18 protein-coding genes are annotated in these 17,497 nt (G+C 71.6%); 10 read left to right on the top strand and 8 right to left on the bottom strand.

Annotation, left to right across the window (positions count from 1 at the left end; all coding sequences use genetic code 11):
- Position 1: 1 nt before the first annotated feature.
- Positions 2-727 (bottom strand): phosphatidylserine decarboxylase, encoded by a 726-nt coding sequence (locus tag I4Q55_RS07630; protein ID WP_206785300.1) that lies wholly within the window; start codon positions 725-727, stop codon positions 2-4.
- Between the two features lie 247 nt (positions 728-974).
- Here I4Q55_RS07630 and I4Q55_RS07625 point away from each other — a divergent pair, with 247 nt between their 5' ends.
- Complete coding sequence (locus I4Q55_RS07625; protein WP_206785299.1) at positions 975-1,205, top strand: hypothetical protein; 231 nt, start codon at positions 975-977, stop codon at positions 1,203-1,205.
- Between the two features lie 39 nt (positions 1,206-1,244).
- Here the strand turns inward: I4Q55_RS07625 and I4Q55_RS07620 are convergent, their stop codons facing one another.
- Positions 1,245-1,529: a GlsB/YeaQ/YmgE family stress response membrane protein gene (locus I4Q55_RS07620; RefSeq protein ID WP_013230286.1), complete on the bottom strand. Its 285-nt coding sequence runs from the start codon at positions 1,527-1,529 to the stop codon at positions 1,245-1,247.
- Positions 1,530-1,601: 72 nt separating this feature from the next.
- On the opposite strand from I4Q55_RS07620, the gene I4Q55_RS07615 reads away from it, so the two are divergent.
- Together I4Q55_RS07615 and I4Q55_RS07610 are read left to right on the top strand one after the other, a co-directional pair.
- Positions 1,602-2,162, top strand: coding sequence for a transcriptional regulator (locus tag I4Q55_RS07615; protein WP_206785298.1), 561 nt, complete (start codon positions 1,602-1,604; stop codon positions 2,160-2,162).
- Positions 2,159-3,412 carry an MFS transporter gene (locus I4Q55_RS07610; protein ID WP_206785297.1) on the top strand — a complete coding sequence of 418 codons (1,254 nt, stop codon included), beginning with the start codon at positions 2,159-2,161 and terminating at the stop codon, positions 3,410-3,412. Before I4Q55_RS07615 ends, I4Q55_RS07610 begins: the two co-directional genes overlap by 4 nt.
- Here the strand turns inward: I4Q55_RS07610 and glp are convergent.
- Positions 3,366-4,559, bottom strand: coding sequence for a gephyrin-like molybdotransferase Glp (glp, locus tag I4Q55_RS07605; RefSeq protein ID WP_206785296.1), 1,194 nt, complete (start codon positions 4,557-4,559; stop codon positions 3,366-3,368). The genes I4Q55_RS07610 and glp overlap by 47 nt on opposite strands.
- Before the next feature lie 71 nt (positions 4,560-4,630).
- On the opposite strand from glp, the gene I4Q55_RS07600 reads away from it, so the two are divergent.
- The 5 genes from I4Q55_RS07600 to groL all read left to right on the top strand — a co-directional run bounded on the left by I4Q55_RS07600 (position 4,631) and on the right by groL (position 9,667).
- Entirely contained in the window at positions 4,631-5,308 is a 678-nt protein-coding gene (locus tag I4Q55_RS07600) for a TIGR00266 family protein (protein ID WP_206785295.1), read from the top strand.
- The gene (locus tag I4Q55_RS07595) at positions 5,308-5,931 is read left to right on the top strand and encodes an AIM24 family protein (protein WP_206785294.1); all 624 of its coding nucleotides are present in this window, start codon (positions 5,308-5,310) and stop codon (positions 5,929-5,931) included. Before I4Q55_RS07600 ends, I4Q55_RS07595 begins: the two co-directional genes overlap by 1 nt.
- Positions 5,932-6,043: 112 nt before the next feature.
- Positions 6,044-6,250 carry a cold-shock protein gene (locus I4Q55_RS07590; protein WP_003085446.1) on the top strand — a complete coding sequence of 69 codons (207 nt, stop codon included), beginning with the start codon at positions 6,044-6,046 and terminating at the stop codon, positions 6,248-6,250.
- A 64-nt stretch (positions 6,251-6,314) separates the two neighbouring features.
- Complete coding sequence (locus I4Q55_RS07585) at positions 6,315-7,802, top strand: serine/threonine-protein kinase (RefSeq protein WP_206785293.1); 1,488 nt, start codon at positions 6,315-6,317, stop codon at positions 7,800-7,802.
- Positions 7,803-8,038: 236 nt separating this feature from the next.
- Positions 8,039-9,667 (top strand): chaperonin GroEL, encoded by a 1,629-nt coding sequence (gene groL, locus I4Q55_RS07580; RefSeq protein ID WP_086857657.1) that lies wholly within the window; start codon positions 8,039-8,041, stop codon positions 9,665-9,667.
- Positions 9,668-9,720: 53 nt separating this feature from the next.
- Here groL and I4Q55_RS07575 read toward each other — a convergent pair whose 3' ends face one another.
- A complete protein-coding gene (locus I4Q55_RS07575) occupies positions 9,721-10,041 on the bottom strand; it encodes a hypothetical protein (protein ID WP_206785292.1) in 321 nt (106 codons plus the stop codon).
- Between the two features lie 172 nt (positions 10,042-10,213).
- Entirely contained in the window at positions 10,214-10,429 is a 216-nt protein-coding gene (locus I4Q55_RS07570; RefSeq protein WP_206785291.1) for a PspC domain-containing protein, read from the bottom strand.
- A 123-nt stretch (positions 10,430-10,552) separates the two neighbouring features.
- Here I4Q55_RS07570 and I4Q55_RS07565 point away from each other — a divergent pair, with 123 nt between their 5' ends.
- Positions 10,553-11,320 (top strand): DNA polymerase beta superfamily protein, encoded by a 768-nt coding sequence (locus tag I4Q55_RS07565; protein ID WP_206785290.1) that lies wholly within the window; start codon positions 10,553-10,555, stop codon positions 11,318-11,320.
- A 16-nt stretch (positions 11,321-11,336) separates the two neighbouring features.
- Here the strand turns inward: I4Q55_RS07565 and I4Q55_RS07560 are convergent, their stop codons facing one another.
- Positions 11,337-12,266 (bottom strand): o-succinylbenzoate synthase, encoded by a 930-nt coding sequence (locus I4Q55_RS07560; protein WP_206785289.1) that lies wholly within the window; start codon positions 12,264-12,266, stop codon positions 11,337-11,339.
- 74 nt (positions 12,267-12,340) lie between these two features.
- Here I4Q55_RS07560 and I4Q55_RS07555 point away from each other — a divergent pair, with 74 nt between their 5' ends.
- On the top strand, positions 12,341-15,115 hold the full coding sequence (locus I4Q55_RS07555) for an AfsR/SARP family transcriptional regulator (protein ID WP_206785288.1): 2,775 nt from the start codon (positions 12,341-12,343) through the stop codon (positions 15,113-15,115).
- A gap of 99 nt (positions 15,116-15,214) precedes the next feature.
- Here I4Q55_RS07555 and I4Q55_RS07550 read toward each other — a convergent pair whose 3' ends face one another.
- Together I4Q55_RS07550 and I4Q55_RS07545 are read right to left on the bottom strand one after the other, a co-directional pair.
- The gene (locus I4Q55_RS07550; protein ID WP_206785287.1) at positions 15,215-16,057 is read right to left on the bottom strand and encodes a DUF72 domain-containing protein; all 843 of its coding nucleotides are present in this window, start codon (positions 16,055-16,057) and stop codon (positions 15,215-15,217) included.
- A 637-nt stretch (positions 16,058-16,694) separates the two neighbouring features.
- Complete coding sequence (locus I4Q55_RS07545; protein WP_206785286.1) at positions 16,695-17,456, bottom strand: DUF4253 domain-containing protein; 762 nt, start codon at positions 17,454-17,456, stop codon at positions 16,695-16,697.
- Positions 17,457-17,497 lie beyond the last annotated feature (41 nt).

Below are 17,497 nucleotides of genomic sequence, written 5' to 3'. Positions count from 1 at the left end.
ATCAGCCTTTCGAAGGCGCGGCAGGGAGCTCGGCGATGACCGTCTCGCCGCCGACCGTGCGCTGACCCTTGCTGACCAGCACCGTCGAGCCCGGCGGAAGGTAGAGGTCGACCCGGGAGCCGAACCGGATGATGCCGTACGTCGAAGCGGCACCGACCTTGTCACCCTCGTGGATCTCGCAGAGGATGCGGCGCGCGACCAGCCCGGCGATCTGCACGACGACGAGCTCGTGGCCGTCTTCGGTGCGCATGAGCACGGAGTTGCGCTCGTTGTCGTCGCTCGCCTTGTCGAGGTCCGCGGACAGGAACTTGCCCGGCCGGTAGGCGACCCGCTCGATCACGCCGTTCGCCGGCACGCGCTGGACGTGCACGTCGAACACCGAGAGGAACACCGAAACGCGCATCCGCGGCTCGGCGGGCAGGCCGAGCTCGGCGGGCGGCACGGCTTCCTCGATCAGCGACACGAGACCGTCGGCCGAGGCGAGCGCGACGCCGTCACGCGGCGGCGGGACCCGCTTCGGCTCGCGGAAGAACGCCGCGGTCGCCACCGTCGCCAGGGCACCGACGAGCCCGAGGCGCTTGGAGAACCGGCGGGCGAGCAGCGTCGCGGCGACGCCGCCGGCCACGAACGGGCGGCCGGCGGGGTGCATCGGCGGCAGCGTCTCGCGGGCGAGCTGGAGGGCGTGCGCGACTGGGTTGCCGGCGGGCTCCGGCCGGGTGCCGCTCATGGTCGGGTCCCCTGGTTTCGTGTCGGAAGAACGGATGGGCGCCGTGTCCGGCGGCCGCGTACGGGCGCCTCCACGCTACCGCTGCCCCAGGTGAGCGTGTCCGAGCGCCCCTGCCGGACTCCTCCGGGAGGGGGTCACCGCAGCGGGTGGGAATGATCGCCGCGTCGTAACGCAAGGTCGATTTCGCCGATGACTCTAAGTAGTTGCCGCCGTTCGGGGCGCTGCCCCGCCTGACCTGTGAGGACTGATGAGCGACCGCCGTGACCCCGCCGAAGCCCGGCTTCGCGACCTCTTGGGCGCGTGGTGCCGGGAGATCGACGAGGTGCCCGTGCCGTCGCTCGTCGACCCGGCGCGCGCGGTGGACGTTGTCATCGAGGCACTGAAGGCGAAGAAGGCGAAGGACCGGGGCCGGGTGCATCCGCCCCCCGACGGCGCACGCACCCGGCCACCGGGAGACGCGCGTGAAGAGGCAGTTTAGCGTCCGAAGGCCCGTTGATCACGGTTCGTCCGGCAAAAGTTACCAACGGTCACTCGGACGCCGGGCCAGACCGCTCGCGAGCCGCAGGATCGCCAGCAGCACGACCGCGCCGAGGATGGCCACGCCGAAGCTGGGGAAGTCGAAGTCGAAGGTCTTCGCCTGCCCGGTCGCGAGCCGGTAGATCAGCCCGCCCAGGGCCGCGCCGACGACCCCGACGAGCACGCTGACCAGGCAACCCTGCCGACGCCGTTCGCGCCCGCCGACCACCAGGTTCGCGGCCCAGCCGACGATCGCGCCGAAGATCACCCATGCGACGAAACCCATGTCCGAAGCTTACGTGAGCAGTTGTACAAGCACCATTGCACAAGAACTCTTGTACAACTACTCTTGTGTGTCATGGGAGATGACGTCCGGGACATCCGGGATTCGAAGGTGCTGGCCGCGGTTTCGCACCCGCTCCGGCGACGGCTGATGGAGCTGCTCCACCTGGACGGACCGGCGACGGCGTCGATGCTGGCCGCGAAGACCGACCAGGCGGTGGGCAACATCAGTCACCACATGAAGGTGCTGGCAGCGGCCAAGCTGGTCGAAGTGGCGCCCGAGCTGGCGCGTGACCAGCGGGAACGCTGGTGGAAGCGCTCCGTGAAGACACTGCGGTGGGCGTACGCGGACTTCCCCGACGATCCCGTCGCCGACGCCGCGGAGGTCCTGACCCTTGACCACCAGATGGCGATCGCGCGCGAGTGGCTCGCGACCCGCGAGACCTATCCGCCGGAGTGGCGGGGCGTGGCGTTCAGCACGGACACCTGGATGCGCTTGTCCGCCGCCGAGCTCGAAGAGCTGAACGAGCGGATCCTGCTGCTGCTGGCCGAGTTCGAGGACCGCACCGAGCCCGGTGACGGCGTCGAGCGCCGCCCGGTCTTCTTCGCCGCGCGGACGTCGCTGGGCAAGCCGTGAAGGGGCTCTGGGGGAACAGGGACTTCCGGCTGCTCTGGACCGGCGAGACCACGAGCATGCTCGGCAGCATGGTCGCGACCACGGCACTGCCGCTGGTGGCGGTGATCACCCTGCAGGCGAGCACCTTCGGCGTCGCGCTGCTGACGGCGGTGGCCTGGCTGCCGTGGCTGGTGATCGGCCTGCCGGCGGGTGCCTGGGTCGACCGGCTGCCGAAGCGCCCGGTCATGCTGATCTGCAACACGGTGTCGATGGTCGTGTTCGGCAGTGTCCCGGTGGCCGCGGCATTCGGTGCGCTGACGATGCCGTACCTGCTGGTCGTGGCCCTGCTCGGCGGGGTCGCCAAGGTGTTCTTCAGCCTCGCCTACCGGGCCTACCTCCCGACGCTGGTCGGCGAGGACGACCTGCTCGAAGGCAACGCGAAGCTGGACGGCAGCGAATCCGCGACGCAGGTCGCCGGCCCCGGCCTGGCCGGGCTGCTGGCGCAGGCCTTCGGCCCGGTCAGCGGCGTTCTGGTGGACGCCGTCAGCTTCGGTGTCTCCGTGCTGTGCGTGCGGGCGATCCGGGTGCGCGAGACCGTGGCCGCGGCGGCGCGGACGCCGTTGCGCAGCCAGATCGCCGAGGGACTGCGGTTCGTGACGGGAGACCGCTACCTCCGGACGCTGATGACGTTCGGTGCCGTGTCGAACCTCGCGCTCACCGGGTACAGCTCGATCCAGGTCGTCTTCCTCTCCCGCACGCTCGGCGCGAGCCCGGGCATGGTCGGCCTGGTCATGGCGCTCGCCGCCTCCGGCGGGGTGCTCGGCGCGCTGCTGGCCGGGCGGCTCGGCGCGCGCTTCGGCACCGCGCGCGCGTTCCTGCTCTGCGAGGTGTTCGCGGCGCCGATGTTGTTCCTCGGGCCGCTCAGCAGCCCGGGCTGGGGGCTCGTCCTGGCCGTCCTCGCCGTGTTCGGCGTCTGCACCGGTGTCGTGGCTTCGAACGTGCTGACCACGACGTTCCGGCAGCAGTACTGCCCGCCCGAGCTGTTCGGGCGGATCAGCTCGAGCGCGTCCATCGTGAACTACGGCACGATCCCGCTGGCCGGCGTCTGCAGCGGCCTGCTCGGCGAAGTGATCGGCGTCCGCGCCACGCTCTGGGTGGCCGCCGGGGTGCTGGTCGCGGCCCTGCCGATGCTCGTGCCGTTCCGGAAGCTGCGGGACTTCCCGGTCAGAGCAGCAGGACGTCCACCTCTTCGCCTTCCGCTGCCGACGTGACGTCCTCGGGCAGCACGATCAGGCAGTTGGCCTGCGTGAACGCCGCCAGCAGGTGGGAGCCCGGCCCGCCGCGCGGCCCGACGATCCCGGTGACCTCGCGCTCGGACGGGGTGAACACGCCCCGGCGGTACTGGCGGCGCCCGGCGGGCGAGGTCATCGCCTCGGTCAGCCGGGCCCGCACCCGGCGGCGCGAGACGTCGGTGTGGCCCATGGCCGCCAGCAGCGCCGGGCGCAGGAACGCCTCGAACGACACCAGCACGCTCACCGGGTTGCCTGGCAGCGCCACCACGGGCACGCCGTGCCAGCGCCCGCTGCCCTGCGGCCCGCCCGGCTGCATCGCGATCTTCGCGAACTCGACGCCCTGGCCGGTCAGCGCGTCCTTCACCACTTCGTACGCGCCCGCGCTGACGCCGCCGGAGGTGACCAGCAGGTCGGCGCCGGCCAGCTTGGGCTCGATGACCTTGCGGAACTCCTCGACGTCGTCGACGACGCTGCGGACGACGTCGACCTCGCAGCCGAGGTCGCGGATCGCCGCGGCGAGCATCACGCTGTTGGACTCGTAGATCTGGCCGTGGCGCAGCGGGGCGGGCGCGTCGATCAGCTCGGTGCCGGTCGAGGCGACCAGCACCCGCAGCGGCCGGTGCACCCGCACCTCGGCGAGCCCGACCGCGGCCGCGAGGCCCAGCTGCGAGTGGCCCAGCACCGTTCCGGCGTGCAGCGCGACGCTGCCGCCGACGACGTCCTCGCCGGTGCGCCGGATGTGCGCGCCTTCGCGGGCGGGAGCGGAAATGGTCACCTGCGCCGTGCCGCCGTCGGTGTCCTCGACCATCACGACGGCGTCCGCGCCCGGCGGCAGCGGCGCGCCGGTCATGATCCGGTGCGCGGTACCCGGCTCGAGGGCCCGGACGTCGACCCGGCCCGCCGGGATGTCATCGGCGACCGGCAGGGTCACGGGCGCGGTCGTGACGTCGGCCGCCCGGACCGCGTAGCCGTCCATCGCCGAGTTGTCGAAGGGCGGCAGCGAGACGCCGGCGCGCACGTCTTCGGCCAGGACGAGCCCGGTCGCGGCGGCGAGGGGCAGCGTGGTCGCGGGGGCCGTGCCGAGGAGCGCGGCGACGCGGTCGCGGTAGTCGTCGACGGAGATCACCGGACCATCCTCCCCGGGTTCGGGGCGCATGCAAGACTCTGCCCGTCACAGGCACGCCCAGGGGAGAACTCATGCAGGTCGGAATCCGTCAACAGCCTTCGTTCGCCGTCGCCCGGCTGATGCTGGCACCCGGCGAACCGTGCCAGGTCGAGTCCGGCGCGATGATGGCCACCAGCTACGGCGTGCAGGTCCAGTCGCAGGCGCAGGGCGGGATCATGAAGGGCCTCGGCCGCGCGTTCCTCTCCGGCGAGTCCTTCTTCATCTCCACCTTCACCGCCCCGCAGAACGGCGGCTGGGTCGACGTCGCCGCCAACCTGCCCGGCGACATCCAGGTGCTCACCCTCGACGGCCGCACCGGCTGGGCCGTCACCCGCGGCTGCTGGCTCGCGTCGTCGCACGGCGTGCAGACCGAGACCAAGTGGGGCGGGATGAAGAACCTGATGGGCGGCGAGGGCGGCTTCCTGACCCACGCCACCGGGCAGGGCCAGCTGCTCGTCAGCTGCTACGGCGCGGTCGAGACCATCACGCTGCAGCAGGGCGAGATGGTGACCATCGACACCGGGCACGTCGTCGCCTACGCCGACACCGTGCAGTACCAGATCCGGAAGGTCGCGACCGGCATCATCCAGTCGATGAAGAGCGGCGAAGGGCTCGTGTTCGACTTCGTCGGCCCCGGCCAGATCATGACGCAGACGCGCAACCCGTCCGCGCTGATCAGCTGGATCATCTCCCACGTCCCGTCACGCTGATGCGCGTCCAGACCCGGCACACCCCCGGCTTCGGCGTCGCCCGCGTCCTGCTGGACCCGGGCGAGGCCGTGCGCGCCGCGCCGGAAACCCTGCTCGCCAGCCGGTTCGGCGTCGCCGAGGCGCCGGGCGGCCGCGGCGGCGTCCGCGCGGGCAAGCCCGCGACGGCCGTCTACACCGCGCCGTCCGACGGCGGCTGGATCGACTTCGCGCCGCTGCGCCCCGGCGACGTCTACCCGCTCGACGTGGGCGGCGGCACGGGCTGGTCGGTGCACCGGGACGCGGTGCTCGTGCAGCCTTCGTCGGTCCGCCACGACCCCGGCTGGGTGCCGTTGCAGCAGCTCTTCGGCGCCGATTCGGGGTTCCTCGAGCACTACAGCGGGACTGGGCCGCTCGTGCTGGCCGCGCCCGGCCCGGTGGACGCGTTCGAGCTCGGCAAGGGCGAGCTGGTCACGGTCCGGCCGGACTACCTGCTGGCCTACCCGGACACCGTGCAGTGCCGGTTGCGGGCCCTCGATCCGGGCGGCTCGCAGTCGCTGCGCACCGGCGAAGGGCTGGCGGTCGACTTCGCGGGTCCCGGGACGGTGCTCGTGCACGCGCGGAACAGACGCCTTTCGGGTTCGTGATCTTCGGACGAATTGCCCATTGCCGCGGACAATAATTCCGGTAGCGTGATTGACACTTCCGCCGCTGGCATCCGCTCGGGCCAGCGGATCCTTTGTGCTGAGGGAGGGCGCCGTGGCTGTCGGCACCGTCAAATGGTTCAACTCGGAAAAGGGCTACGGGTTCATCGAATCCACGGAGGGGCCGGACGTGTTCGTCCACTATTCGGCCATCCAGTCCGAAGGATTCCGCACTCTGGACGAGGGCGACCGCGTCGAGTTCGAAGTGCAGTCCGGTCGTGACGGTCGGAGCCAGGCAGCCGACGTACGCAAGGTTTCGTAGCACGCCTGTCAGGTGATCGGTGAACCCCCGGCAGGCGCCGAACCAGGGGCGTTAGGCTGCGGGCGTGACAGGCGATGTGTCGGGGGACCTCACCGGTCGCCGGCTGGGCAACTACCGCATCGACGGGGTGCTCGGCAAAGGCGGCATGAGCGTGACCTACAAGGCCACGGACGTGCGGCTCGGCCGCAAGGTGGCCCTGAAGGTCATCGGTGACCACCTCGGGGCCGACGCCGAGTTCCGTGAGCGGTTCGTCGACGAGGCGCGCAACACGTCGGCGATCGACCACGCCAACGTCGTGCCGCTGTACGACTTCGGCGAGCTCGACGGCATGCTCTACATCGCCATGCGGATGGTCGACGGCGGCGATCTCGCCGGGTTGATCTCCAGTGGCGCGATCGCGCCCGCGCGCGCCCTGACGATGCTCGACCAGGTCGCGGACGCCCTCGACACGCTGCACAACCGTGGTCTGGTCCACCTCGACGTCAAGCCGGCGAACGTGCTCGTGACGAAGAAGGAGACCTCGCGCGAGCACGTGTACGTCGCCGACTTCGGGCTGACGCGGCGCGGCGCGACCGGGCACCGGACGCGCGGCGGCGACTTCCTCGGCTCGCCCACGTACGCGGCCCCCGAGCACCTGCGCGGGGAGCCGCTGGACGGGCGCACCGACCAGTACGCGCTGACGTGCGTCCTCTACGCCTGCCTCACCGGCAGCCCGCCGTTCAAGGGCGACGTCCCGACGGTGATCAAGGGTCACCTCAACGGCGAGCCGCCGGCGATCTCCCGCGCCGTCGCGCTGCCGCCGGCAATCGACGAGGTGATCCGGCGCGGCATGGCCAAGAACCCGGCCGACCGCTACCCCAGCTGCGTCGAGATGGTCGCGGCCGCGCGCCGCGCGCTCGGCCCGCTGGCGACGTCGGACACCCCGCCGGGGCCACCGGGGTCCCATTCGGGCGGAATCCCCGCGCCGCACCGGCCTGGTCAGGTACAACAGGGGCCGCACCAGAACAGCGCACCGCAGGGAGAGGGGGCCCCCGTGCACCCGTACGGAGGACAGCAGCAGCCCGGCTTCGGCCAGGGCCCCGGACCGCAGGGCCCGCCGCCCCAGGGCCCGCCGCCCGGCTACGGCTACCCCCAGCAGGGCGCTCCGCAGGGCCCGCCGCCCGGGATGCCGCAGGGCATGCCGCCGCAGGGCCCGCCGCCGGGGTACGGCTACCCGCAGCAGCAACAGCAGGGTATGCCGCCGCAGGGCTACGGCCAGGACCCGATGCGGCTGCGCCCGCCGATGCCCGCCGGTGGCGCGGGCGCGTTCCACCAGCCCAAGGGGGGCGGCGGCAAGAAGTGGATCTTCATCGTGCTCGGCCTCGTCGTGGTGGCGGGCCTGGTCGTGGGCGCGATCTTCCTCTTCGGCGGGGACGACAAGGGTGGCGGCGGCGGTACCCAGACGACGGCGCCGAACATCCCCGTCGGCCCCGACGGCGGCTCGCCGACCAACGCGCCTTCGTCGTCGCTGAACGCGCCCCCGACGTCGATCAGCATCAAGCCGGGCAACTGATCGTGCGACGCTGAGCAGGTCTTCTTGCACTCTCCCCCTGAGAGTGCTAAACACGAACTTGGCACTCGACGCCGTCGAGTGCCAAAGGTCGGGACGGTGAGGCTGACCCCCACCCGGGTCCAGTCGTCCGTCGCGGGCACCGAGCCTGGCCGAGGAAGAGTCCTGCTGCCGCCGCTGTACGTATACCCAAAGACGCAGCGCGGCGGTGGCGCCCAATACCGGAGGACCACACCGCAATGGCCAAACTGATCGCGTTCGACGAGGACGCCCGCCGCGGTCTTGAGCGCGGCTTGAACACCCTCGCCGAAGCCGTCAAGGTGACCCTCGGCCCGCGGGGCCGGAACGTCGTGCTCGAAAAGAAGTGGGGCGCGCCGACCATCACCAACGACGGTGTCTCCATCGCCAAGGAGATCGAGCTCGAGGACCCGTGGGAGAAGATCGGGGCCGAGCTCGTCAAGGAAGTTGCCAAGAAGACCGACGACGTCGCGGGTGACGGCACCACCACCGCCACCGTGCTCGCCCAGGCGCTCGTGCGCGAGGGCCTGCGCAACGTCGCCGCCGGCGCCGACCCGATCAGCCTGAAGCGTGGCATCGAGGCGGCCGTCGAGGCCGTCACCGAGCAGCTGCACAAGGCCGCCGTGCAGATCGAGACCAAGGAGCAGATCGCTGCTACCGCCTCGATCTCGGCCGCCGACCGCACGATCGGCGAGCTGATCGCCGAGGCGCTGGACAAGGTCGGCAAGGAAGGCGTCGTCACTGTCGAGGAGAGCAACACCTTCGGCCTCGAGCTCGAGCTCACCGAGGGTATGCGCTTCGACAAGGGCTACATCTCCGGTTACTTCGTGACCGACCCGGAGCGTCAGGAAGCCGAGCTCGAGGACCCGTACATCCTCCTCTTCGGCTCCAAGATCTCCACCGTCAAGGACGTGCTGCCGCTGCTGGAGAAGGTCATCCAGTCCGGCAAGCCGCTGCTGATCATCGCCGAGGACGTCGAGGGCGAGGCGCTGGCCACCCTGATCGTCAACAAGATGCGCGGCACCTTCAAGTCCGTCGCCGTCAAGGCGCCGGGCTTCGGTGACCGCCGCAAGGCGATCCTGCAGGACATCGCGATCCTGACCGGTGGCCAGGTCATCTCCGAGGACGTCGGCCTCAAGCTGGAGAACGCGGACCTGTCCCTGCTGGGCAAGGCCCGCAAGGCCGTCATCACCAAGGACGAGACGACCATCGTCGAGGGTGCGGGCGACGCCGACCAGATCCAGGGTCGCGTCAACCAGATCCGCGCCGAGATCGAGAACTCGGACTCGGACTACGACCGCGAGAAGCTGCAGGAGCGGCTCGCGAAGCTGGCCGGCGGCGTGGCCGTCATCAAGGCCGGCGCCGCGACCGAGGTCGAGCTCAAGGAGCGCAAGCACCGCATCGAGGACGCGGTGCGCAACGCGAAGGCCGCCGTGGAAGAGGGCATCGTCGCCGGTGGTGGCGTGGCCCTGATCCAGGCCGCCGAGGCCGCGTTCGCGGGCCTGAAGCTCGAGGGCGACGAGGCCACTGGCGCCAACATCGTCAAGGTGGCCGTCGAGGCCCCGCTCAAGCAGATCGCGATCAACGCCGGCCTCGAGGGTGGCGTCGTGGTGGAGAAGGTCAAGGGCCTGCCGCAGGGTCACGGCCTCAACGCCGCCACGGGTGTCTACGAGGACCTGCTCGCCGCCGGCGTGCCGGACCCGACGAAGGTCACCCGCTCCGCGCTGCAGAACGCCGCTTCCATCGCGGCGCTGTTCCTGACCACCGAGGCCGTCGTGGCGGACAAGCCGGAGAAGGCTTCGGCCGCTCCCGCCGACCCGTCCGGTGGCATGGGTGGCATGGACTTCTGAGTTCGGCCGCTTGACTGGGAAAGCCCGGTCCGCTTCGGCGGGCCGGGCTTTTTCTATGGCTTGGTGAAGAACCAGACGGCGTAGGCGCCGACGATCACGACGCCGAGCGCGAGCACGCCGAGGCCCCCGAGCCAGGCGGTGCTCTTCTCGTCGGCCTCCATGCCGACGACGATCGCGCCGATGCCGGTGAGCAGGACCCAGATGGCCAGCGCCGCGGCGGTGTAGAGCACGACGCGGCCGGCTCGCACGCCGCCGGTGTCGCCGGCGGACAGCACGGCGTAGGCGGCGAAGGCGGTCAACCCCAGTCCGGCGATCAGGTACAGCCCACCCAAGATCCCGACAACGACCTTGGGGGCGGTGTTTCCGTGATCCACGAGCGCGAACCCTAACCCCTCGAACGGGATTCGCGATGCGGTTTTGGGCCGCTCGGCCCAGCGATCACGGCCGAACGGCCCGGACGTCCCCTGGCGTCCGGGCCGTTCGTTTCGTGCACCCCCGGCCTCCGGCGGGCGCCGGCTCCCCCTGCGAGCCCGCGCCCGCCCCGGTTCAGGAGTCCTCTTCGGGCGTCAGGATGGCGGCGGCGATGTAGACCGGAATGGCGATCCCGACCGAAAGGAACACGGCGGCGACCATCCCGATCCGCAGGACGTTGGCATCGATGCCGAAGTAGGTGGCCCAGCCACCGCAGACACCGGTCAGCATCTTGTCGCTCCGGCTGCGGCGGAGCTTCTTGGTTTCCGAGGTGTACACGCTGTTCGTCATGGCTCAATGGTGTCTCCCGGGGGTGGCCGGCCACATCGGGAACGGCCCGGACCCCGACCCTGAACTTGCCCTCGGGGAAAACCAGGTGCTCACGCCGCGGCCGGCCAGCTACAACTACTGACCATGAAGCACGACAACCCCGAGTTCGCCGCGATCGCCGAGCAGGGCACGATCCTGCGCTGCCAGGTCGGGTCCGGCCTGCACGGCACCGCCGTCGACGGTCAGGACGACCGCGACGAAATGGGGCTGTGCGTCGAACCCGCCGAGTACGTTGCCGGGCTTCGGCGGTTCGAGCAGTACGTCTTCCGCACCCAGCCGGAAGGCGTGCGGTCCGGACCCGGCGACCTCGACCTCATCGTCTACTCGCTGCGCAAGTGGATGCGCCTGGCTCTGACCGGGAATCCCACCGTCCTGCTGCCGCTCTTCGTGCCGGACGCGGAGATCGTCCTGATCACCGATCTCGGTCACGAACTGCGCGCCAACGCCGACCGCGTCGTCTCGCGGCAGGCCGGCCTGCGGTTCGCCGGGTACCTGCGGACGCAACGCACCCGGATGCTCGAAGGGGCGCTGAAGGTCAACCGGCCCGAGCTGATCGCGAAGTACGGCTTCGACACGAAGTACGCGATGCACATGGTCCGCCTCGGCGTCCAGGGCGTCGAGCTGCTGGAGACCGGCCGGATGACCCTGCCGATCGCCGAGCCGTGGCTGACCTGGCTGCGTGACCTGCGTCGCGGGAAGCACACCCAGGACGAAGCCGTCGCCGCCGCGGCCGAGCTGGAAGACCGGCTCGACCGGCTGACCCGGGGTGCGTCGCCGCTGCCGGAACAGCCCGATCGTGACTGGGCGAACCAGTGGCTGGTGCACGCCTACGGTTCCGCCTGGCGGGCTTGACGCCGGGTCCGCGCGCTCAGCTCAGCGCGCGGACCCGGCTCAGCCGGTCTGCCCAGGCGGCCGCGACCCCGGGCGGCGCCGGGTAGGCGTCCGTGGGTTCCGGGGCCCGCCGCGGGACCGGCAGGTAACCGTCCACAGGGGACAGCGACTCGGTGCAGACATCGCCGGTCAGCAACGAAATCGTCCCGAGTCCACAAGCGAACTCCAATGACGGCAGCGCGCCGGCCAGCGCCAGTCCCGCAGCCAGGCCCACGCTCGTCTCCACCGCCGACGAGACCACGCACGGCAGCCCGCACGCCTCGGCGACCTCCAGGGCCCGCCGCACACCGCCGAGCGGGGAGACCTTCAGGACCGCGATGTCCGCCGCGCCGGCCACGGCCACCTTCAGCGGATCTTCCGCGCGGCGGATCGACTCGTCGGCGGCGATCCGGACGTCGACCCGGCGCCGCACCGCGGCCAGGTCGTCGATCGACGGGCACGGCTGCTCCGCGTACTCCAGCCCGCCCGCCGCCTTGTCGAGGTCCGCGATCGCGCGCACCGCCGTGTCGACGTCCCACGCCATGTTGGCGTCGACGCGGATCGCGCCGCCGGGGCCGAGCGCGTCGCGGACCGCCTCGACCCGCGCGCAGTCGTCCGCCAGGGAGACCCGCGGGTCGGCGACCTTCACCTTCGCCGTCCGGCAGCCGGACGCGCGGACCAGCTCGTAGGCCTGCTCCGGCGCCACGACCGGCACGGTCGTGTTCACCTCGACCCGGTCGCGGACCGGCGCGGGCCAGCCGGCTTCGGCCGCTTCCAGCGCCGCCCGCAGCCACGGCACGCTCTCGGCGTCGGAGTAGTCGGCGAACGGGCAGAACTCGCCCCAGCCCGCCGGGCCGCGCAGCAGGACGCCCTCACGGACGGTGATGCCGCGGAACCGGGTGCGCAGGGGGATCGCGTAGACCTTCATCGAGCCCGATCATGCCACCGTCCGGCGTTTCACAAACAGGTGCCGAACTGCGCGTTTCCGGCAAGAATGACCCCGTGGTCCTCGATTTCCGCGTACTGGGTCCGGCCGAGGTCACGGCCGACGGCCGCCCGGTACCGCTCGGGGGCAGCCGGCCGCTGATCGTCCTGGCCGGTCTTCTGCTGCGCGCGAACCGCGTCGTGCCGGTCGACGAGCTCGGCCGCTGGCTGTGGAACGACGACCGCCGCCGCTCCAAGGGCGCGCTCCAGACGTACGTGCTGCGCCTGCGCCGCGCCCTCGGCGACCAGGTCGCGATCCGCACCGAGAGCGGCGGCTACCTGATCGAGCTCGACGACGACCTGCTCGACCTTTCGCGGTTCCGCGCCCTCGCCGCCCGGGGCAAGGCCGCGCTGGACCGCGGCGAAAGCCGGCAGGCGGCCGCGCACTTCGCCGGCGCGCTCGCGCAGTGGCGCGGGCCGGCGCTCCTGAACGTCGAGTCCGACGCGCTCCACCGTGACGAGGCCGGGCAGCTGGCCGAGGAACGGCTGCGTGTGCGCGAGCAGTGGGCGGACGCGCTGCTCGAAGTCGGCGAGTACGGCACCGTCGTCCCCGAGCTCACCCGGCTGATCAGGGAGAACCCGCTGCGGGAGCGGCTGCACGAGCAGTTGATGACCGCGCTGTACCGGTCGGGCCGCCAGGCCGAGGCGCTGGCGGTGTACCGCCGGATCAGCGGTGTGCTGGCCGACGAGCTCGGGCTCGACCCCGGGCCGTCGCTGCAGCGCACCCACCAGGCGATCCTCACCGGAACCGACGGGGCTCCCACGCTCGCGCGGTACCGGCTCGGCGTCGAGCCGCAGGTGCCGCGCCAGCTGCCCGCCGACCTGCGCGCCTTCTCCGGGCGCGAGTGCGACCTCAAGGCGTTGCACGCGTTGCTGCCGGAGGCCACCGACGCCGCCACGTCGACGCCGATCGCGTCCGTCGAAGGCATGGGTGGCATCGGCAAGACGACACTGGCGGTGCGCTTCGCGCACGAGGTCGCGGACCGGTTCCCCGGCGGGCAGGTCTACCTCAACCTGCGCGGCTACGGCCCCGGCGAGCCGGTCGAGCCGTCGGCGGCGCTGGAGACCGTGCTCACCGCGCTCGGCGTGCCGTGCGAGCAGATCCCCGGCGACCTCGACGGCCGCGCGGCGAGCTGGCGGACGCACACCGCGGGACGGCGGCTGCTGATCGTGCTGGACAACGCCAACCGCAGCGAGCAGGTGACCCCGCTGCTGCCCGGGCCGGGCTGCCTGGTCCTGATCACCAGCCGCTGGCAGCTGCGCGCGCTGGTCGCGACGCACGGCGCGCGCCGGATCGCGCTGGAGGAGCTCGGCGACGAGGACGCCGTCGCGCTGCTGGCGTCCACGATCGGCCATGACCGGGTGGCCCGCGATCCCGCGGCGGCCGAGCGGTTCGTGCGCTACTGCGGCGGGCTGCCGCTGGCGATCCGGATCCTGGCCGTGCGCGCGGCGCAGTTCCCCGACCTGCCGCTCGACGAGTTCGCCGGCTCGCCCGACCTGCTGGGGTCGTTCGACCTCGCCGACGGCGAAGGCACCAACATCCGGTCGGTGTTTTCCTATTCCTACCAGGCACTCCAGCCGGCGACGGCCCGGCTGCTGCGGCTGCTCGGGCTGCACACCGGCGTCGACTTCACCGCACCGGCGGCGGCCGCGGTCGCCGGGCTGGACGTCGCGGCGACCCGGCCGATGCTCGAAACCCTGGCTGCCGCGCACCTGCTGGCCCAGCCGCGCCCGGGCCGCTACCAGTTCCACGACCTCATCCGGGCGTATGCCGTTTCGCAGGTGGAATCGGCTTCGGAGCGGGACGCGGCTTTGGACCGGTTGCTGAGCTGGTACCTGGCGTCGGCGCTGAACGCGTCACGGCGGATGCGGCCCGAGCGCTACTACCGGCTGCTGGAGCTCGACGACCTCGAGGGCGGCCTGACGTTCGGTTCGCACCACGAGGCGCTGGACTGGTTCGGCGAGGAGGACGGCAACCTCATCGCCGCGGTGCACCTGGCGCGGCGCCGGGGCCGCGACGACGTCTGCTGGAAGCTCGCCTGGCTGCTGCAGAGCTATTTCGTGACGCGCTCGCGGCTCGACGACTGGCGGTCGGTGTTCGCGGTGGCGCTCGAAGCCGCCCGGGCGAGCGGCCACCGCCCGGGCGAGGCGGGGATCCTGAGCGGGCTCGGCGTCGTCAACGGCGTCGCCCGGCAGTACGCGGAGTCCCGGCGGTACCTGGAGCAGGTGCTGGCGATCCAGCGGGAGCTCGGGGCGCGCGAGGGCGAGGCGCGGGCGCAGTACAACCTGGCGATGGCGGCGCACAACCTCGAAGACTGCGCCTGGGCGTACGAACACGGCATGCAGGCGCTGGCGATCGTCCGCGAGCTGGGGCTGGGGCACTTCGAGGCGAGCGTGCTGCGGGCGCTGGGCGACATCTGCACGTCGATGGGCGACCACGAGCAGGCACTGCGCCTGGCCGACGCGGCGCTGGCGATCCTCGGCCCGGACGGGCGTCCGGTGGACACGCGGTTCACGCAGCACACGCGCGGCCTGGCCCTGATCGGCCTCGGCCGGGTCGAGGAGGGCATCGCGTGCCTCCGCGACTCGGTGGAGATGTTCTTCACGATGGGCGAGCAGTACGAGGCGGCGGACGTCCTGGCCCAGCTGGGCCAGGTCTATTTGCGCTACGGCGACGCGGCCGCGGCCCGCGAATGCTGGCTGCGGTCGGTGCGCCTGCTGACGGAGCTGGGTCACCCGGACGCGGACGACGTGCGAGCCAAGCTGGCGGCACTGGTCGTGGTGGGGGTCTGAGGGCTCGGTTCCGGACGGCTCACGTGCCGACCCCCAGCGGCAGCACGCAAGCCGGTCCGGCCCGCGGGACCACTCAAGCCGACGGCGCTCACTGTCCACTCACTGTCTGGTGATGGGGGCCACTCCGAGCAGGTCGGCGAGGCATTCGGCGTTGCGCGGGGCCTCGACTTTGACGTCGTTGTCGAAGTAGACGTGCACATCACGCCGGCCGCCGTCGTGCCACGCCCGGATCTTTTCCGCCCACTTGCGGAGGGCTTGGTCGGAGTAGCCGCTGACGTAGAGTTCTTCGTCGCCGTGCAGCCGGACGTAGGCGAAGCCGGCGGTCTGGTCTTCGAGGAAGGGCCACTTGCCGGCGGTATCGGCGACGACGAGGGCGATGCCGTGTGCTTCGAGAAGCCGTTTGGCGGCGGGTTCGGCGAAGCTGGGGTGCCGGACTTCGAGCGCGTGCTGCAGGGGTTGCTTGGTGCCGGCCTCGAGGTACGGGGTCTTGACCTTGTCATCGTGCTTCGCCGCGAGCTGGGCGGCGTCGGTGGTGGTGCGGGGCAGGAGGGCGAAGAAGTTCTCGAGCCGGTCGGGGTCGAAGGCGAGCCGCGGTGGCAGCTGCCAGAGGAAGGGGCCGAGTTTCGCGCCGAGGGCGAGGACACCGGAGGCGTAGAAGTTCGCGAGCGCGGTCTCGACGCCCCGGAGCTGCTTCATGTGGGTGATGAAGCGGCCCCCTTTGACGGCGAAGAGGAAGTCGGCGGGGGTTTCGTCGAACCAGGCCCGGTAGCGTTCCGGACGTTGGAGGGAGTAGAAGGACCCGTTGATTTCGACGGCGTTCATCCGCCGCGAGAGGTATTCCAGTTCTCGTCGCTGGGCGAGTCCGGGTGGGTAGAAGACCCCGCGCCAGGGGGGATAGCGCCACCCGGAGGTCCCGATCCGGATCTCGGCGATTGCTCTCACCGCCTTCCCGCTGCGGAAGGTTCCCGGTCTTTTGGGGTGCCAAACGGTTGGTCTCCGGGACGGTTGGGCTGGGCGTTGGGACAGGTGGCCCAGGTTCGTGGACGGTCGTCTTATTGGGCCTTTGTGGCGCTTGCTCATCTTGCTGCCTGTGTCTGCCGTGGTCTGAAGACTTGTCCTCGCCGGACGGGCAGGCTCTGGGATGGCCGGCCTTCGTCGCTGTTCGCTCACCTTTTCGAGGTGGTCGCTGGGGGCATCCCGTCGCCTGTGCGAGGCCTATCAATTTGACGGCCTCAGGCGACGGGATGACGCCCAGCTCCTTTGGGTGGCCGGGCCGGCGGCCTCCGGCCGCCTGGCTCCGGCCCGCGGCCGCCGCCGCGCGGCGGCGGCCGCACCGGCCTGGTCGGCGGCCTCTCCGGTTTGGCGGCCCCGGCCAGCGGCCCCGAGCCGGCAGCCCCCCGGCCTGCCGGCTCCGGCCTGTGGCCGCCGCCCGGGCCGCGGCCGGGCCCTCCGACCGGCCAACACGGGCCTGGCCCTCCGGCCTGCCCTTCGCCCGGCTACACGGGCCCGGTCGTCCGGCCTGCCCTCCGCCCGGCCAACACGGGCCTGGCCCTCCGGCCCGCCCTGTGCCCGACCTCTCTCACGCCCAGGAAAACCGCCAGTGCCGCGACTGCACCAACCCCGACGCGTACTCCCTCAAATTCCCCGGCTGCCCCGCGAACGTCGGCAAACTGAACGCCCGGTGCTCCGCCGCCACCGTCAGTGCCCTTGCCTGGTTCCGAGGTGGCGCTGCCACCGACAGCTCGATCGCGTCGAAGCCCAGCACCACCAAGGTCGCTCCGAACCTGTCCTCCCAGCTGCGCAGCACCGCGGACAGCTCGGCCACCTGGTCCGTGTACTTGATCATCCCCGTCCAGCCCAGCAGTGCCGGGATGTCCGCCGGCCGCTCCGTCTGGACCAAGCCGAGCCTGTGTGGTGCGCGCGTCGCCAGGATCGACCCTGTGTTGCCCGCCTCCGCCAATGGGTCTGACCTGCGCGGGCTGCGCTTGGCCAGGCCGGGGAACCGGGCTCCGAACGGACGGAGGCACGCGCCGTCGCAGCATGATGCGTCCCACCAGCGGGACAGGGCTCCCGCCGGGTCGGCCGCCGGCACTCGGTGGCCTGCCGGGGCCAGCCTGCCTCGGTCGTCTATCCAGTCCTCGCCGTTTGCCGCGAAGCGCTGGTCGTGGGGGATCAGCACCGGCCAGAGTCCGGACCGCTCGAACTCGGCCACGCAGCCGAGGTAGCGCTCGGGCCGGGTCAGCGGCAGGTCGGACACCCACAGCCGGCCGTGCCACGATCCCGGTGGCAGGGTCTGGACCGGCGGTGCGGGCGTACCGGGGCGGAGCGGTGCGATCGTCATGGGCGTCCCCTCGAACTTGTGTTCGCTTCCTGCATCTCGAA

The organism is Amycolatopsis sp. MtRt-6 (assembly GCF_017308975.1).
Lineage (GTDB): Bacteria > Actinomycetota > Actinomycetes > Mycobacteriales > Pseudonocardiaceae > Amycolatopsis.
The sequence above is the reverse complement of the archived record's forward strand: the minus strand, read 5'-3'. Positions and strand labels throughout refer to the sequence as shown.

What these genes read in the sequence shown, in the direction of transcription:
- I4Q55_RS07630 (WP_206785300.1), bottom strand. Translation starts at nt 727, where the DNA reads ATGAGCGGCACCCGGCCGGAGCCCGCCGGCAACCCAGTCGCGCACGCC.
- I4Q55_RS07625 (WP_206785299.1), top strand. Translation starts at nt 975, where the DNA reads ATGAGCGACCGCCGTGACCCCGCCGAAGCCCGGCTTCGCGACCTCTTG.
- I4Q55_RS07620 (WP_013230286.1), bottom strand. Translation starts at nt 1,529, where the DNA reads ATGGGTTTCGTCGCATGGGTGATCTTCGGCGCGATCGTCGGCTGGGCC.
- I4Q55_RS07615 (WP_206785298.1), top strand. Translation starts at nt 1,602, where the DNA reads ATGGGAGATGACGTCCGGGACATCCGGGATTCGAAGGTGCTGGCCGCG.
- I4Q55_RS07600 (WP_206785295.1), top strand. Translation starts at nt 4,631, where the DNA reads ATGCAGGTCGGAATCCGTCAACAGCCTTCGTTCGCCGTCGCCCGGCTG.
- I4Q55_RS07595 (WP_206785294.1), top strand. Translation starts at nt 5,308, where the DNA reads ATGCGCGTCCAGACCCGGCACACCCCCGGCTTCGGCGTCGCCCGCGTC.
- groL (WP_086857657.1), top strand. Translation starts at nt 8,039, where the DNA reads ATGGCCAAACTGATCGCGTTCGACGAGGACGCCCGCCGCGGTCTTGAG.
- I4Q55_RS07570 (WP_206785291.1), bottom strand. Translation starts at nt 10,429, where the DNA reads ATGACGAACAGCGTGTACACCTCGGAAACCAAGAAGCTCCGCCGCAGC.
- I4Q55_RS07565 (WP_206785290.1), top strand. Translation starts at nt 10,553, where the DNA reads ATGAAGCACGACAACCCCGAGTTCGCCGCGATCGCCGAGCAGGGCACG.
- I4Q55_RS07560 (WP_206785289.1), bottom strand. Translation starts at nt 12,266, where the DNA reads ATGAAGGTCTACGCGATCCCCCTGCGCACCCGGTTCCGCGGCATCACC.
- I4Q55_RS07545 (WP_206785286.1), bottom strand. Translation starts at nt 17,456, where the DNA reads ATGACGATCGCACCGCTCCGCCCCGGTACGCCCGCACCGCCGGTCCAG.